Annotated in this window: 16 protein-coding genes; 4 read left to right on the top strand and 12 right to left on the bottom strand. The window is 63.2% G+C overall.

What is annotated here, in order from left to right:
- Positions 1-8 precede the first annotated feature (8 nt).
- A complete protein-coding gene (gene uvrC / locus FJ986_RS01045; RefSeq protein WP_140673191.1) occupies positions 9-2,072 on the bottom strand; it encodes an excinuclease ABC subunit UvrC in 2,064 nt (687 codons plus the stop codon).
- Positions 2,069-2,830 carry an SDR family oxidoreductase gene (locus tag FJ986_RS01040; RefSeq protein ID WP_140670137.1) on the bottom strand — a complete coding sequence of 254 codons (762 nt, stop codon included), beginning with the start codon at positions 2,828-2,830 and terminating at the stop codon, positions 2,069-2,071. Before FJ986_RS01040 ends, uvrC begins: the two co-directional genes overlap by 4 nt.
- A gap of 411 nt (positions 2,831-3,241) precedes the next feature.
- Between FJ986_RS01040 and FJ986_RS01035 the strand changes: the two genes are divergently transcribed.
- Positions 3,242-3,898: an outer membrane protein gene (locus tag FJ986_RS01035; RefSeq protein WP_140673189.1), complete on the top strand. Its 657-nt coding sequence runs from the start codon at positions 3,242-3,244 to the stop codon at positions 3,896-3,898.
- Between the two features lie 62 nt (positions 3,899-3,960).
- Here the strand turns inward: FJ986_RS01035 and FJ986_RS01030 are convergent, their stop codons facing one another.
- The 3 genes from FJ986_RS01030 to FJ986_RS30340 form a co-directional block, all read right to left on the bottom strand.
- Positions 3,961-4,557: a glutathione S-transferase family protein gene (locus tag FJ986_RS01030; protein ID WP_140494408.1), complete on the bottom strand. Its 597-nt coding sequence runs from the start codon at positions 4,555-4,557 to the stop codon at positions 3,961-3,963.
- A gap of 384 nt (positions 4,558-4,941) precedes the next feature.
- A complete protein-coding gene (locus tag FJ986_RS01025; RefSeq protein WP_140657910.1) occupies positions 4,942-5,388 on the bottom strand; it encodes a histone in 447 nt (148 codons plus the stop codon).
- A gap of 142 nt (positions 5,389-5,530) precedes the next feature.
- Positions 5,531-5,701: a hypothetical protein gene (locus tag FJ986_RS30340; protein WP_181171800.1), complete on the bottom strand. Its 171-nt coding sequence runs from the start codon at positions 5,699-5,701 to the stop codon at positions 5,531-5,533.
- 226 nt (positions 5,702-5,927) lie between these two features.
- On the opposite strand from FJ986_RS30340, the gene FJ986_RS01020 reads away from it, so the two are divergent.
- The gene (locus tag FJ986_RS01020; RefSeq protein ID WP_140584483.1) at positions 5,928-6,239 is read left to right on the top strand and encodes a transcriptional regulator; all 312 of its coding nucleotides are present in this window, start codon (positions 5,928-5,930) and stop codon (positions 6,237-6,239) included.
- A gap of 133 nt (positions 6,240-6,372) precedes the next feature.
- Here the strand turns inward: FJ986_RS01020 and FJ986_RS01015 are convergent, their stop codons facing one another.
- The 5 genes from FJ986_RS01015 to FJ986_RS00995 all read right to left on the bottom strand — a co-directional run bounded on the left by FJ986_RS01015 (position 6,373) and on the right by FJ986_RS00995 (position 9,388).
- A complete protein-coding gene (locus tag FJ986_RS01015) occupies positions 6,373-6,825 on the bottom strand; it encodes a hypothetical protein (protein WP_140494414.1) in 453 nt (150 codons plus the stop codon).
- Between the two features lie 113 nt (positions 6,826-6,938).
- The gene (locus FJ986_RS01010; RefSeq protein WP_181168496.1) at positions 6,939-7,199 is read right to left on the bottom strand and encodes a DoxX family protein; all 261 of its coding nucleotides are present in this window, start codon (positions 7,197-7,199) and stop codon (positions 6,939-6,941) included.
- 35 nt (positions 7,200-7,234) lie between these two features.
- Positions 7,235-8,083 carry a 23S rRNA (adenine(2030)-N(6))-methyltransferase RlmJ gene (locus tag FJ986_RS01005; RefSeq protein ID WP_140584457.1) on the bottom strand — a complete coding sequence of 283 codons (849 nt, stop codon included), beginning with the start codon at positions 8,081-8,083 and terminating at the stop codon, positions 7,235-7,237.
- Positions 8,080-8,691: a hypothetical protein gene (locus FJ986_RS01000; RefSeq protein WP_140555734.1), complete on the bottom strand. Its 612-nt coding sequence runs from the start codon at positions 8,689-8,691 to the stop codon at positions 8,080-8,082. Before FJ986_RS01000 ends, FJ986_RS01005 begins: the two co-directional genes overlap by 4 nt.
- A gap of 37 nt (positions 8,692-8,728) precedes the next feature.
- Positions 8,729-9,388: a TetR/AcrR family transcriptional regulator gene (locus FJ986_RS00995; RefSeq protein WP_140555735.1), complete on the bottom strand. Its 660-nt coding sequence runs from the start codon at positions 9,386-9,388 to the stop codon at positions 8,729-8,731.
- Between the two features lie 85 nt (positions 9,389-9,473).
- On the opposite strand from FJ986_RS00995, the gene FJ986_RS00990 reads away from it, so the two are divergent.
- Positions 9,474-9,938 (top strand): carboxymuconolactone decarboxylase family protein, encoded by a 465-nt coding sequence (locus tag FJ986_RS00990; protein ID WP_140555737.1) that lies wholly within the window; start codon positions 9,474-9,476, stop codon positions 9,936-9,938.
- Positions 9,939-10,078: 140 nt separating this feature from the next.
- On the top strand, positions 10,079-10,678 hold the full coding sequence (locus FJ986_RS00985; RefSeq protein ID WP_140517859.1) for a YdeI/OmpD-associated family protein: 600 nt from the start codon (positions 10,079-10,081) through the stop codon (positions 10,676-10,678).
- Positions 10,679-10,771: 93 nt separating this feature from the next.
- Here FJ986_RS00985 and FJ986_RS00980 read toward each other — a convergent pair whose 3' ends face one another.
- On the bottom strand, positions 10,772-11,221 hold the full coding sequence (locus FJ986_RS00980) for a DNA polymerase III subunit chi (RefSeq protein ID WP_140517858.1): 450 nt from the start codon (positions 11,219-11,221) through the stop codon (positions 10,772-10,774).
- A 9-nt stretch (positions 11,222-11,230) separates the two neighbouring features.
- Entirely contained in the window at positions 11,231-12,751 is a 1,521-nt protein-coding gene (locus FJ986_RS00975) for a leucyl aminopeptidase (RefSeq protein ID WP_140673187.1), read from the bottom strand.
- Positions 12,752-12,995: the final 244 nt, after the last annotated feature.

Raw genomic sequence — 12,995 nt, 5'->3', positions numbered from 1 at the left:
GACATGCATCAGTTCTCGTGAAAATGGTTGTAAACCAGTCTGGCCACCTGCTCGGAAATGCCGTCGACCTTTACCAGGTCCTCGATTGCCGCGCGACCGACCGCCTTGGCGGTGCCGAAATGCATCAGCAGCGCCCGCTTGCGGCTGGGGCCGATGCCGCCGATCTCGTCGAGCGGGCTCTTGACCATCTCCTTCTTGCGGCGAGCCCGGTGCGAGCCGATGGCGAAACGGTGAACCTCGTCGCGCAGGCGCTGGACAAAATAGAGCACGGGATCGCGTACCGGCAGCGAAAACGAGTCCCTGCCCTTGACGAAGAAGCGCTCGCGGCCCGCGTCGCGGTCCTGGCCCTTGGCGATGCCGATGGCCACGACCCGGTCCTCGATGCCGAGATCGGCGAGGATCTTGCGCACCGCGCTCATCTGGCCCTGGCCGCCATCGATCAGGATGACGTCGGGCCAGGCAGGGAAGCCGCCCGACATGTCGCCCTCATCGCTGTCCGCCTCGCCTGCCGCGGCATCGTTGGGCGTCACATCGCCATGCTCCTTGAGCAATCGTGAAAAGCGCCGCTCCATCACTTCGCGCATCATGCCGAAATCGTCGCCGGGCGTGATCTCGGTCGAGCGGATATTGAATTTCCGGTACTGGTTCTTCACAAAACCCTCCGGCCCGGCGACGACCATGGCGCCGACGGCGTTGGTGCCCATGATGTGCGAATTGTCGTAGACCTCGATGCGCACCGGCGGCTTTTCGAGCCCGAAGGTCTCGGCGAAGCCGGCGAGCAACCTGGCCTGCGTCGAGGTTTCGGCCAGCCGACGGCCGAGCGCCTCGCGGGCATTTTGCAACGCGTTGTCGGTCAGGTCCTTCTTCTCGCCGCGCTGCGGCACCGAGATCGATACTTTGCGGCCGGCGCGGGTCGAGAGCGCCTCGGCCAACAGTTCCTGGTCCTCCACGGCGTGCGACAGCAGAATGGCCCGCGGCGTCGGCTTGTCGTCATAGAACTGCGCCAGGAACGAGCCCAGCACCTCTGCGCCTTCCAGCGCCGGATCGGCCTTCGGGAAATAGGCGCGGTTGCCCCAGTTCTGGCCGGTGCGGAAGAAGAACACCTGGATGCAGACCTGGCCGCCCTCCTGATGAATGGCGAAGACATCGGCCTCGTCGACGGTCTGCGGATTGATGCCCTGGTGGCTCTGCACGTGCGAGAGTGCCGCCAGCCGGTCTCGATAGATGGCGGCGCGCTCGAAATCGAGGTCTTGCGAGGCCTGCTGCATGGCGGCCGAAATCTCGGTCTTCACCTTCTGGCTGCGGCCGGAAAGAAAATCCTTCGCCTCGGCGACCAGCTCGGCATAGTCGCTATGCGAAATCTCGCCGGTGCACGGACCGGCACAGCGCTTGATCTGATAGAGCAGGCAAGGCCGCGTGCGGTTCTCGTAGAAGGAGTTGGTGCAACTCCTCAGGAGAAAGGCGCGCTGCAAGGAATTGATGGTGCGGCCGACCGCGCCCGCGGAAGCGAAGGGGCCGAAATAATCACCTTTGCGCGAACGGGCGCCGCGATGCTTGTAGATGCCGGGCGAGACATGGTCGCCCGTCAAGAGGATGTAGGGAAACGACTTGTCGTCGCGCATCAGCACGTTGAAACGTGGCCGCAGCCGCTTGATGAGGTTGGCCTCCAACAGCAGCGCCTCGATCTCGGTGCGGGTGACGACGAACTCCATCGTCGCGGTCTCGCGCACCATGCGGCCGATGCGGTTGGTGTGGAAGCGGCCTTGCGCGTAATTGGTGACGCGCTTCTTCAGGCTGCGGGCCTTGCCGACATAGAGCACGTCGCCATTGGCATTCATCATGCGGTAGACGCCCGGCGCATTGGGCAGCCGCTTGACCAGCGTCTGGATCACTTCGGCGCCGACCATGCCGTCGGCATCGCCGGCATGCGGCGTCCAGTCGATGGCGGTGAAGGCGACGTCCGGGCCGGCCGGTTCGACGATCTCCTCCGCCGCCTCGTCCTCGAGGTCGATTTCGGGAGGCAGGTCGTCGGCGCCGCCACGCACCTTGTGTTTCTGCTCTGCGGGACTCATTCCGTCATGCCTGTCACATCAGGCGTGCGCCATGCAAGATGCTGGCCGCCATCAAGCGCGATCATCTGCCCGGTAACCGAGCGGGCTTCCCAGAGATAGCGGATTGTGGCGCCGAATTCCGGCAATTGCGGGCCGCGTTTCAAAATGAGACCGGCGAGCTGCGCGGCAAAGTCGCTGTCGTCCTGGTGCGCGTTCTTCAAGGTCGGGCCGGGACCGATGGCGTTGACGCGGATGCGCGGGCCGAGCGCCTGCGCCATCATCTGGGTTGCCGTCCACAAGGCGGACTTCGACAGCGCATAGGAGAAGTAGCGCGGCGTCGGCCGCCAGACACGCTGGTCGATCATGTTGACGATCAGTCCCTCCTGCCCGTCTGGCAGAGCCCGGGCAAAGTTCTGCGCCAACAGCGCCGGGGTCTTCACATGAATGGCGAAGTGGCGGTCCCAGCCCTGCCAGTCGAAGTCAAGGACCGAATCGTCCTCGAACAGCGAAGCGTTGTTGACCAGCAGCGAGATCGGCCCGAGCGCGGCTTCGGCGCGGCCGACCAGGTCGCCGACCTCGGCCATGTCGGTCAGATCGGCGGCGACCACGGCGGCGTGGCCGCCGGCGCGGTTGATCCGCTGGGCAATCGCATCCGCGTCATCGCGCGAGCGGTTGCAGTGAATGGCGACGGCAAAACCGTGGGCGGCGAGATCCTCGACAATCGCGCTACCGATCCGTTTTGCCCCGCCCGTCACCAGCGCCGCGGTGGCTTTGCTCATCTGTTGTCAATCCTCGGTTTCGGCGCGAAGGAGGGCGCCGGCAAATTATGGCCCGCCACCCGTTAAATGGCGTTCGCAGCTGCGGCAACATTGTGGCGAAACGGCCGGTTCGGCATTTCGAGCCGGCCGGCAATGAGCCGGCCTCAACACAATATAGGAGGCTGGACTCCTTGCACCAAGCCACCTGCGGTGCAGCACGGCCAATCTGCTGACATTTCGCTGTTGCGAAGATGCAACGCCAAATTTCTGCCTCATTCGCGCCGGGGAATGACCCAAGTTCAGGTTCGCTTCAGCCGTATTTCGACACGACATTTGGAACCGACGAACGCCAGATCCGTTTCACCCCCCGGACGGGTTGATGGGCGATCGTAAGAACAAGCCTGTGTCCTGTGGCTTAAGGAGTAAACAACAATGCAAGCCAATCTCAAATTCGCACGGCCGCTGGCCGTAGCGCTCGGGCTCTTCGCCCTCAGTGGAACTGCCTATGCCGCCGATGTGGTCCAGGAAGAGCCGCCGGCCCCTGCCCCGGTCGCCGAACTGCCCGTCGCGTCCTGGGCCGGCCCCTATGCCGGTCTTAATCTTGGCTATGGCTTCAGCGGCCGTACCAAGGAAAAGGATTTCGACGTTGAAACCGATACCAAGGGCTTCATCGGCAGCGTCTTCGGCGGCTATCAGTGGCAGCAGGAGAACTTCGTCTACGGCGGTGAAGCCGAACTCGGCTACAACGGCGTCAAGGGCGACGACAATGGCATCGACTCCAAGGCCGGCTTCGAAGGCTCGCTGCGTGCCCGTCTCGGCTACGCTGTGACCCCGGAAATCCTGCTCTACGGCACCGGTGGTCTCGCCGGCAGGAGCCTGAAGGTGGAGGACAGCGTCCTCGGCGCCAGCGACCGCGCCACCATGATCGGCTGGACCGCCGGTCTTGGTACCGACATCAAGCTGACCGACAATGTGTTCGGCCGCGTCGAATACCGCTACACCGACTTCGGCAGCAAGGACTTCGATGGCATCGGCAAGGTCAAGGCCACCGACAACCGCGTCACCTTCGGCGTCGGTATGAAGTTCTAAGTCGTTCAAGCCACGACACGAAGAAGCCGGGCCTCGCGCCCGGCTTTTTTATTGTCGGCCGCTCACGCGGGAACGCAGGGTTTCAGGTCCGGGAATTTCTCATCGAAGCGCGCGGCCCAGCGGACCAGCCGGTTGCGGCCTTTTTCCCATTTCCCGGCGAAACGCAGCGCCAGGTAGCCAAGGCAGGCGCGCAGCGCCATCTGGCCGGCGGTGATCTTCTTCGGCAGTTTCGGCGGATTGGCGTTGAGTAGATCGAGCGCGGCGGTGATCTTCGCCCACTGGCGATCGAGCCAGGGCTGGTAGACCATCTCCTCGGGCCGCGTGCGGCGCTCATAAACCATCGACAGCGCACAGTCGCAGATGCCGTCCGCCAACGCTTCCAGCACTTCCGCTTCCAGCCGCTTGTCGGGATTGCGCGGAAACAGCGCGCTCTTCGACATCCGGTTGAGCTGCTGGGTGATGGCTCGGCTGTCGTGGATCGAGCGGCCGTCATCGAGCACCAGCACGGGGATCTTGCCCAGCGGATTGGCGCCGATCAGTTCCGCCGGCTTGTCTTCGGTTTTGACAGGCGCCAGGTCGACCGCGATGCCGGCATAAAGGGCCGCCATTCGTACCTTGGAACTATAGGGGGACGTGGAGGCGTAAAGCAGCTTCGGCATGATCGGGTTCCTGTTGGCAGCCCGTCACTGTTGACCGGGCGCCCTCCCCCGCGCAACAGCCAGAAGCGGAAAAACCAGCCGCCAGCAGCCGGCGACCACTCCTGCATGCCCTGGTCTCTTGTACGCCTTGATCAGGATGCGCCACATGTGATGACGGCAACACTCCGACAGGCCGGACAAGACCAACGATCGTTCCGCCGCCGCACGATAGCGCGCAACAAAAAGCCCACCGGACTTCGCCCTGCGGCGAAGTCCTGGGAGCTGCGAAAGATATCTGACGTCCGCCCCTCTCGTTGCGCCCCAATGCCAGAGCAGAGGGCGCGAGGCCTCAACGGCACCTGCCCTCATTTCTGCCGACACGGTCCCCGGCGCGAAGAAACGTGACTACTTCTTCGCGGCCTTCACTGGCGCTGCTTTCTTGGCGGCTGGCGCCGCCTTCTTCACCGGTGCCGAAGACTTCGCCGCGGCAGCCTTGGCCGGAGCCTTGGCAGGGGCTGCCTTCTTGGCAGCGGGCTTGGTCGCGGCCTTGGCAGCCGGCTTCCTGGCCGGAGCGGCTTTCTTTGCCGGAGCGGCCTTCTTGGCCGGTGCAGCCTTCTTTGCGGATGCGGCGCTGGCCTTGGCGGGCGCTGCCTTCTTCGCCGCCGGTTTCGCGGCGGCCTTGGCTGCCGGCTTCTTGGCCGGTGCCGCCTTTGCCTTCGGCGCTGCCGCCTTCGGCTTGGCAGCGGGTGCTGCTTTCTTGACCGCGGTCGCGGCTTTCGCCGCCGCCGCTTTTACAGGTGCTTTCTTTGCCGGTGCCTTGGATGCCGGCGCTTTTGATGACTGCTTAGCCATGCGATGCCCCTTGCGTTATGCCGACGACCGTTAATGGCCCGGCGTGTCATGCTTATCTGACTCGCGCCTCGCTAGCCAGCGAAGCAATGATATGATTTTCTCAGCTTAAATTTTCGTTGCGATCGACACATGATCACACTCATCATCGCAAAAATATGGCGTTATCTTCCGATATCGCCAGCAATTTGGCATCGACATTCTCGATGCGCTGCGTGGGCGCGCCTGCCATGAAGCTGCAAAGATCAGGAAGCAGCTTCGCGCATTGATCTTCGGCTGCGAATATCATGAGCTGCGGCTTATAGAGAATGATCATCTTTTGCAGGCGACCGGTCCCTTCGGATTACAAGTGCAATGCGATGCGCCGATCTGGCGATCACCTTGTCAAGCCTGGCTTCATCACTGAATTGACAGATTACTCTGCATGCCAGAGTATTCTGACAAGTGTGTTCGATGTCTTTCACAAAGGCGAATGGTTAGTACTGCCCGAGCTGCAGAGCCGTAGGGTGACAGCTCAAGGTCCGCAGCATTGGAGCCAATTGATGAGTGCCGACGACATCATCCATCAGAGTACGCGTCTCAGGATCATGGCCGCCCTGAACACGCTGGAAAGACGCGAGGCGCTGGAGTTCACGCAACTGAAAGCCATGATCGAAACCACCGACGGAAATCTCGGCGCGCATCTCGATACGCTGGCCAAAGCGGGCTACGTCGATGTTGAAAAGCTTTTCGTCGGGCGGCGGCCGCGGACACGGATCAAAGCAACGACGATCGGTCGCCGCGCTTTTCGCGGTCACGTTGCCTTTCTTCGAAAGATCATCGGTGAAGCCGAGGCGACGCGAGGCAGGAAATAGCACTGCGATTGGCAAACATTGTCGGCGCGTGCCGCGCGGCACATATTTTCGTCAGGGCCGATACCCCGAGTCGCAGAAAAGGGCCGCGGCTTGAGCCGCAGGCTCTAACGAAATCGAGACTGGAAACCGCCCGCTAGCGCAGGATGCGGCAGCGGCCGTTGTAGACCATCCAGCGGTCGAAGCCCGAGACGCAGAATTCGACATTGTCGCCGATCGAGGCAAAGCCCTGGCCTTCCTCGATCAGGTACCAGATGGCGCGGTCGCGGCCATCTGACAGGGCGACCGTGGCGCCGCAATAGCGCCGGCCGATCGGCCATTCCTCGCTGGCCGGCAAGTAGCGGTGCTGGTGGATGCGGTGGAAATCGGTGATCGCGACATCCGGCAGGTGCGGGACGTGCCGCACCTGATAGGAGAAGCGGCTGGTGATCTTGTTCAGCACCCAGGCTTCGCCGCAAATGCCGCTGTCCTCGTCAGAATAGACGGCAAGATCGGCGGCTTGCGCCGCCTGGGTGAAGCCAAGCGATGTGCCAAATGGCGTGCAGAGCGAGATCAGGGCGGCAAGGGCGGAGCGGGCGAAGCGAGTCATGGCAGCCTCTCAAGGTCGATTGCGCGCACTGTGCGGGATTCGCCGGGCGGCGGTCAAGCGATTGCATTGACAATGGTTTCCAGGGCGTGGCCGCCGGCTTTGGCCGCCGGCCATCAGCCGGGGCGCGCCGCCAGCAGCAGCCCGCCGATAACGGCGATGTTGACCAGGAAGGCGGACCTCAGCGCCTGTCTTTGCGGCCCGTGATGGCGCCAGAAGGGCAGGACGAGCAGGTTCGCCGCCACCGTGAACAGGATGAGCGCGCCGGCGGCATAGGGCACCGCGGCGCCGATGGCGAGGCAGAAGCCGGCCACCAATTCCAGCAGAGCGGAGCCGGGCCGGCCGCAGACCCGCTTTAACTGTTTGTCTTGGCGCATTTGTAAGGACGCCGCTCGCAGCCTGCATCCCGCTGCTACTCCCCTGCCAGCCAGTTCAGCGTCCAGTGGGCCGGCTTTTCCAAGACCAGCAATTTGTGCAGGGCCGGCAGGAGAATGCGCAATTCACCTTCCAGCGTGAAAGGCGGGTTGGCCACGACCAGGCCGCTGCCGTCGAGGCTGGGCTCTTGCGACGCGGGCCGGATTTCGAATTCGATGTCGAGCAATTTCGGAACGCCGGTTTCCTTCAGCGCCTTGCGGAAGCCAATCACCGCCTTGCGGTCCTTGATCGGATACCACAGCGCATAGATGCCGCCCGGCCAGCGCTTGTGCGCCTTCGCCAGCCCGTCGACGAGGCGGCCGAACTCGCCCTCTTCCTCGAATGGCGGATCGATCAGCACCAGTCCGCGCTTTTCCTTCGGCGGCAGGTGTGCGCCGAGCGCCAGCCAGCCGTCGAGCTCGATCACCCTTGTCTGGAAATCGCCGGCGAATTCCGTCTTCAGCTTCGCGACATCCTTCGGGTGCAGCTCGATCGCCGATAGCCGGTCCTGCTTACGCAGAAGGTGCCGCGCGACCAGCGGCGAGCCCGGATATTTTTTCAATGGACCGTCTGCGTTGCACGCACGCACCGCGTCGAGATAGGGCGCGAGCAGCATTGCGGCCTGGGCTTCGGGCGCGGCATCGACCAGCCGGCCGATGCCGCCTTGCCATTCGCCGGTCTTCTGCGCCTCGGGCGAGGACAGATCGTAGCGGCCGATGCCTGCATGAGTGTCGATGACGCGGAACGCCTTGTCCTTCTGCTTCAGGTATTCAAGCAGCCGCGTCAGCACGACGTGCTTGAGGACGTCGGCAAAATTTCCGGCGTGATAGGCGTGGCGATAGTTCATGTGGAACCCCTGCCCCAACGTGGCGGCGGTGGCTGTGAATTCGGATTTTGCGGCCGGCCGCCGGCAGAACGCAAGGACAGCAGGAAGCCGATCAAGCCGATCGCCATCAGCGCGAAGCCAACCGGTCGCGCACGGCTGTCGGTCTCGCCCACACCGGAGCGCAAGACAAGATCGACCGCGCGTATCGGGATGTCGTCAGCGTCGCCGGGACCGACGGTGAAGACATAGGGGCCGGGGCCGACGGTCCGGATCACGCCAGCCTCATCGCGGAAGATCTTGTCGGGCAGTTGCGGGCTCGCCTGACGCGGATTGTCGGAATGATTGAACTGAAGCGTCGAGGCAAGCACCGTGCGGCCGCCGGAGGCGGCTGTCAGCGTCAGCACCGTGCGCTGCTGCGAAACGATGCGCTCGGCCCTCGCGGTCAAGTCGACCAGCACCCTGACCGGCGCATCGCGCGCGGCAAGCGGCACTGTGACCTGCCTGAAGCGGCCGCCCTCATAGACCCGCCAGCTGCCGATCTGGTGACCGGAGAAATTAGTCATCGCCCATGGATAGATGGCGCCGACGCCGATGCCGGCGAGCAGGATCAACAGGAACAGAAAGCGCATTCAGGGAATCACCTTGTAATCGGACGTTGCCGGACAATTAGGCTGCATTGGCGCTGTCGCGCAGGCGCTCCATTTCGTCCAATAGCATGTCAAGGCCGAGTTCGAATGTCTTGTCGAAACCGCCGGTGCCGAAATAGGTCCCGGCCGCCATGACACTGGGGAAATCCTTCGCCAGTTGCTCGTCGTCGACGGTGGTCACCGCCGACGGGCCCTTGGCGTAGCCCGCGGTCTCGTCGAGGATCGCGCCCATGAGATAATAGCTGGCGGTGCGAAACAGCCTGGCGCTGAGTTCCGGGCCGAAACCGCCAGCCTCGAACAGGCCGATGACGCCGTTCAGCATCGCAAGGCAAGGCGGCGAATTCATCCGGTAGACGACAAGGAATGGCGCAAAGGCCGGGTGCTCCCTCGCAACACGGCGAAACTCATGCATGACCATCCGAATCCTGTCGCGCCACGGCATGCTGTCGTCGGGGATAACCATCCCGCTGACCTGGCGATCGACCAACGCCTCATAGAGGTGCGCTTGCGAGGGGAAGTGATGATAAATGCTCATCGCCTCGCAGCCGAGCACGGCGGCGAGCTTGCGCATCGAAAAACCGGAAAGGCCCTCCTTCTCGATCACCTCGAAAGCGGCATTCTCGATCATCTCGCGGGACAGCCGTCCGCGTGCTCGCTTTTTTTTGATCGATGAGTCCATGGCCGCGCTTGACAACTTACAGCGTAAGGTTCATTTTTCACTTCACCTTACACAGTAAGGCTAACAAAGACCAGAGGAGGAAAACATGTCACACCATCGCATTGCCAAATCCGTGCATTCGTCCCTCCATCGTGCGTTGGCTCTAACCGCCCTGGCCTGCGTCCTCGCCGCGGCCCCTGCCTATGCCGACGACTACGATGCAACCATAAAGGACATCCAGTCGACCATGGGCGGCGTGCCGAGCTTTGTGAAGCAACTTCCCAAAGCCGGTCTGCCCGGCGCCTGGGCCGAGGTCAAGGCCATCGAACTCAGCGACAAGACGGCGCTGCCGCCAAAGGTAAAGTCATTGATCTCGCTGGCAGTGGCGGCGCAGATCCCGTGCAACTACTGCATCTGGTCGGACACGCAAAACGCCAAGCGCGCCGGCGCTACCGATGAGGAAATCCAGGAGGCGGTGGCGATGGCGGCGCTGACCCGCCATTGGAGCACCATCTTCAATGGCATGCAGGTCGATTTCGACACGTTCAAGAAGGAAATGGGCGGGCAGTGAAACGACACCCGCGGTGGTCCGCGCCTGCGGGCCACCGCAGAACTGCCCTCATCCGACAGCCGTCATCTTCGCCTCCGATTGTCATCCAGAGGGAAATGCCGCATTGAAAGTGCAATCGCAAAGCATGGACGAGGCCGCAAATGGCGCCGGTCAAGGTCGACCCCGACAAGGTGCACGAATTCGAGGACGCCGAGAGCTTTTATACTTGGCTCGGTGAACATCATGACAGGGAAACCGAGGTCTGGATCAAAATCCACAAGACCGGCTCGGGACTGAAGTCGATCTCGGCAAAGGAGGCGATCGAGGTCGTGCTGTGCTGGGGCTGGATCGACGCGGTGCGCAAGGGGCTCGACGACAAGAGCTTCCTGCAGCGTTACACGCCGAGGACGAAGAAAAGCATCTGGAGCCAGATCAACATCGACAATGTCGCCCGGCTGATCGACGACGGCCGGATGACGCGGCATGGGCTCGCCGAGGTCGAAGCCGCCAAGGCCGATGGCCGCTGGGCGCGTGCCTATGCCAGCGGCAAGGACATGAAAATTCCCGATGACCTGCAGGCCGCGATCGATGCCGAGCCAGAGGCTCGGCAAATGCTCGAAAAACTCAGCGCGCAGAACCGCTTCGCGCTCGCCTTCCGTATCCACAACATGAAGACCGAAGCCGGGCGCAGGAAGAAGATCGAGACTTTTGTCGAGATGCTCAAGCGCGGGGAGACGATCCATCCGCAAGTGAAGAAGTAAGGCTGCTCATGTGACGAGCGACAGGTTTCTTCCGGCTCGATGATCGCGATCCACATTATCAACAAGGCAGTGATCAGCCGCCGCTGACGTCCCTCAAGCCTTGCGTTCCCAGCGGCGGTCGGGCGTCTGCTGCCAGTAGGTCACCGCGTGGCCGGCGTCTTTCATCGTCTTCCAGTGCCCGCGGGCGGCCTCGACCTGGGCGGCATCGTGACCGTCGAACAGGAATACGGCGCGCTCGTAGCCGCCAAGGTCAGGCGGCGCCGCTCCGTCCACCAGAAAGCGTATCTGCGCCGCGTTCGGGTTGGCTTCGCCGGTGGTCAAAAGGATCGGCTGCTCGGCGGGATGGGCTTCGCGGTCGGTGGCGTGCGCGAGGAAAGAATCGTCACGGAACGTCCACAGATGCTGGTCGAGCGCGTCGCGCCGCTCCTCGGTGCCGGTCTGCACCACGGCGCGCCAGCCGCGATCGACGCTGCGCTCAAGGAGGCCGGGCAGCGCATCCTCCAGCGTCGATTCAGTCAGGTGATAAAACAGCACGTCGGCCATGGGTCCCGATCAGCTCTCGTAGTGGTCGCGCACGAGCCGGTCGAGCAGCCGCACGCCAAAGCCGGAACCCCAGGACTGGTTGATTTCGTTCGACAGCGCCCCCATGGCGGTGCCTGCGATGTCGAGATGGGCCCAGGGCGTGTCCTTGACGAAGCGCTGCAAGAACTGCGCGGCGATGATGGCGCCGCCATAGCGGCCGCCGATGTTCTTCATATCGGCATTCTTGGAATCGATCAGCTTGTCATATTCAGGACCGAGCGGCATGCGCCACAGCCGCTCCTGCGTCGACTGCCCGGCTGTCGCCAGGCGTTCCGCCAGTTCGTCATTGTTGGAGAACAGGCCGGCATAGTGCTGGCCGAGCGCGACCATGATCGCGCCGGTCAACGTCGCCAGATTGACCATGAACTTCGGCTGAAAGCGGTCATTGCAGTACCAGAGCGCGTCGGCCAGCACCAGGCGCCCCTCCGCATCGGTGTTGAGCACCTCGATGGTCTGGCCCGACATCGAGGTAACGATGTCGCCGGGACGCTGCGCATGGCCGTCGACGGCGTTTTCCACCAGCCCGATGATGCCGACGACATTGGCCTTCGCCTTGCGGGCGGCGAGCGCATGCATCAGTCCGGTCACCGCCGCGGCGCCGCCCATGTCGCCCTTCATGTCCTCCATGCCGGATGCCGGTTTCATCGAATTGCCGCCAGTGTCGAAGGTGACGCCCTTGCCGATGAAGGCGACCGGGCTGTCCTTGGCCTTGCCGCCGTTCCACTGCATGACGGCCATGCGGGCGCCGCGCGGCGAGCCTTGCGCAACGCCGAGCAGCGACCCCATGCCGAGTTTCTTCATTTCCTTCTCGGCCAGGATCTCGACCTTGACGCCGAGGGCCTCCAGTTCCTTGGCGCGGGCGGCAAACTCGACCGGTCCCAGGACGTTTGCCGGCTCGTTGACGAGGTCACGCGCCAAAAGCACGCCGTCGATCACAGCCTCGGTCTCGGCGAAGGCCTTCTTCGCACCCGCCGGATCGGCGGTGTGGATGGTTATCTTGGCCGGCTTTTTCGGCTCGGCCTTGTCGCCTTGGCCATCGTCCTTGTCTTTCCTGGTCTTGTACTTATCGAAGGAATAGCTGCGCAGAAGAATACCCGCGGCAAGGCTGGCCGCCTGCGCACCGCTTGACGAGGCGCCGACCACGTCGAGCACCACCGCCACGTCCGTCGCCTTGCGCAGCGACCCCGCGATGGTGCCTCCAAGCTTCGTCCAGGCGTATTCGTCGAGCCCGGATACCTTGCCGGCGCCGATCGCGACCAGCCTGTCGAGCGAGCTTGCCTGTGGCGTCAGCACTTCCACCACGCTGGCGAACTTGGCCGTGAATTCGGCCACAGGGAAGGCCCGTTCCAGCGTCTTGCCGGGATCATACGCCGCGGCGGTTTCGCTCAGGCCGCCATCATCCGCCGCCAGCACGACGACCGTCCCCTTCCGGTTCGCGGCGGTCTGCGGCGCAGCGAATTTTGCGAAGGCGATCGAGGGTCTCTGGTTCATCATGTCCTGCTTTCGGGGAATGCGCGGCTCGCGCGAAGCGGTTGGAAGCGATCCGCGACATTTGGTCGTTTTCCGGCATTTGGCAAGACTTTGCCAAACGTGCTCCCCATATGGCACATGAATCAACGGCGATTCGTCGCGGCACGGCTCCGCTTTTTGGCCGCAACCTGTTGTTAACCATCGATGTTCGCCCTTTCTTATCCAATCCCGCCGACACTCCGGCCCAACGTGGCGCGCGATGTGG

Source organism: Mesorhizobium sp. B1-1-1 (assembly GCF_006442955.1).
Lineage (GTDB): Bacteria > Pseudomonadota > Alphaproteobacteria > Rhizobiales > Rhizobiaceae > Mesorhizobium.
This window is presented reverse-complemented; position numbering and strand designations above follow the sequence as displayed.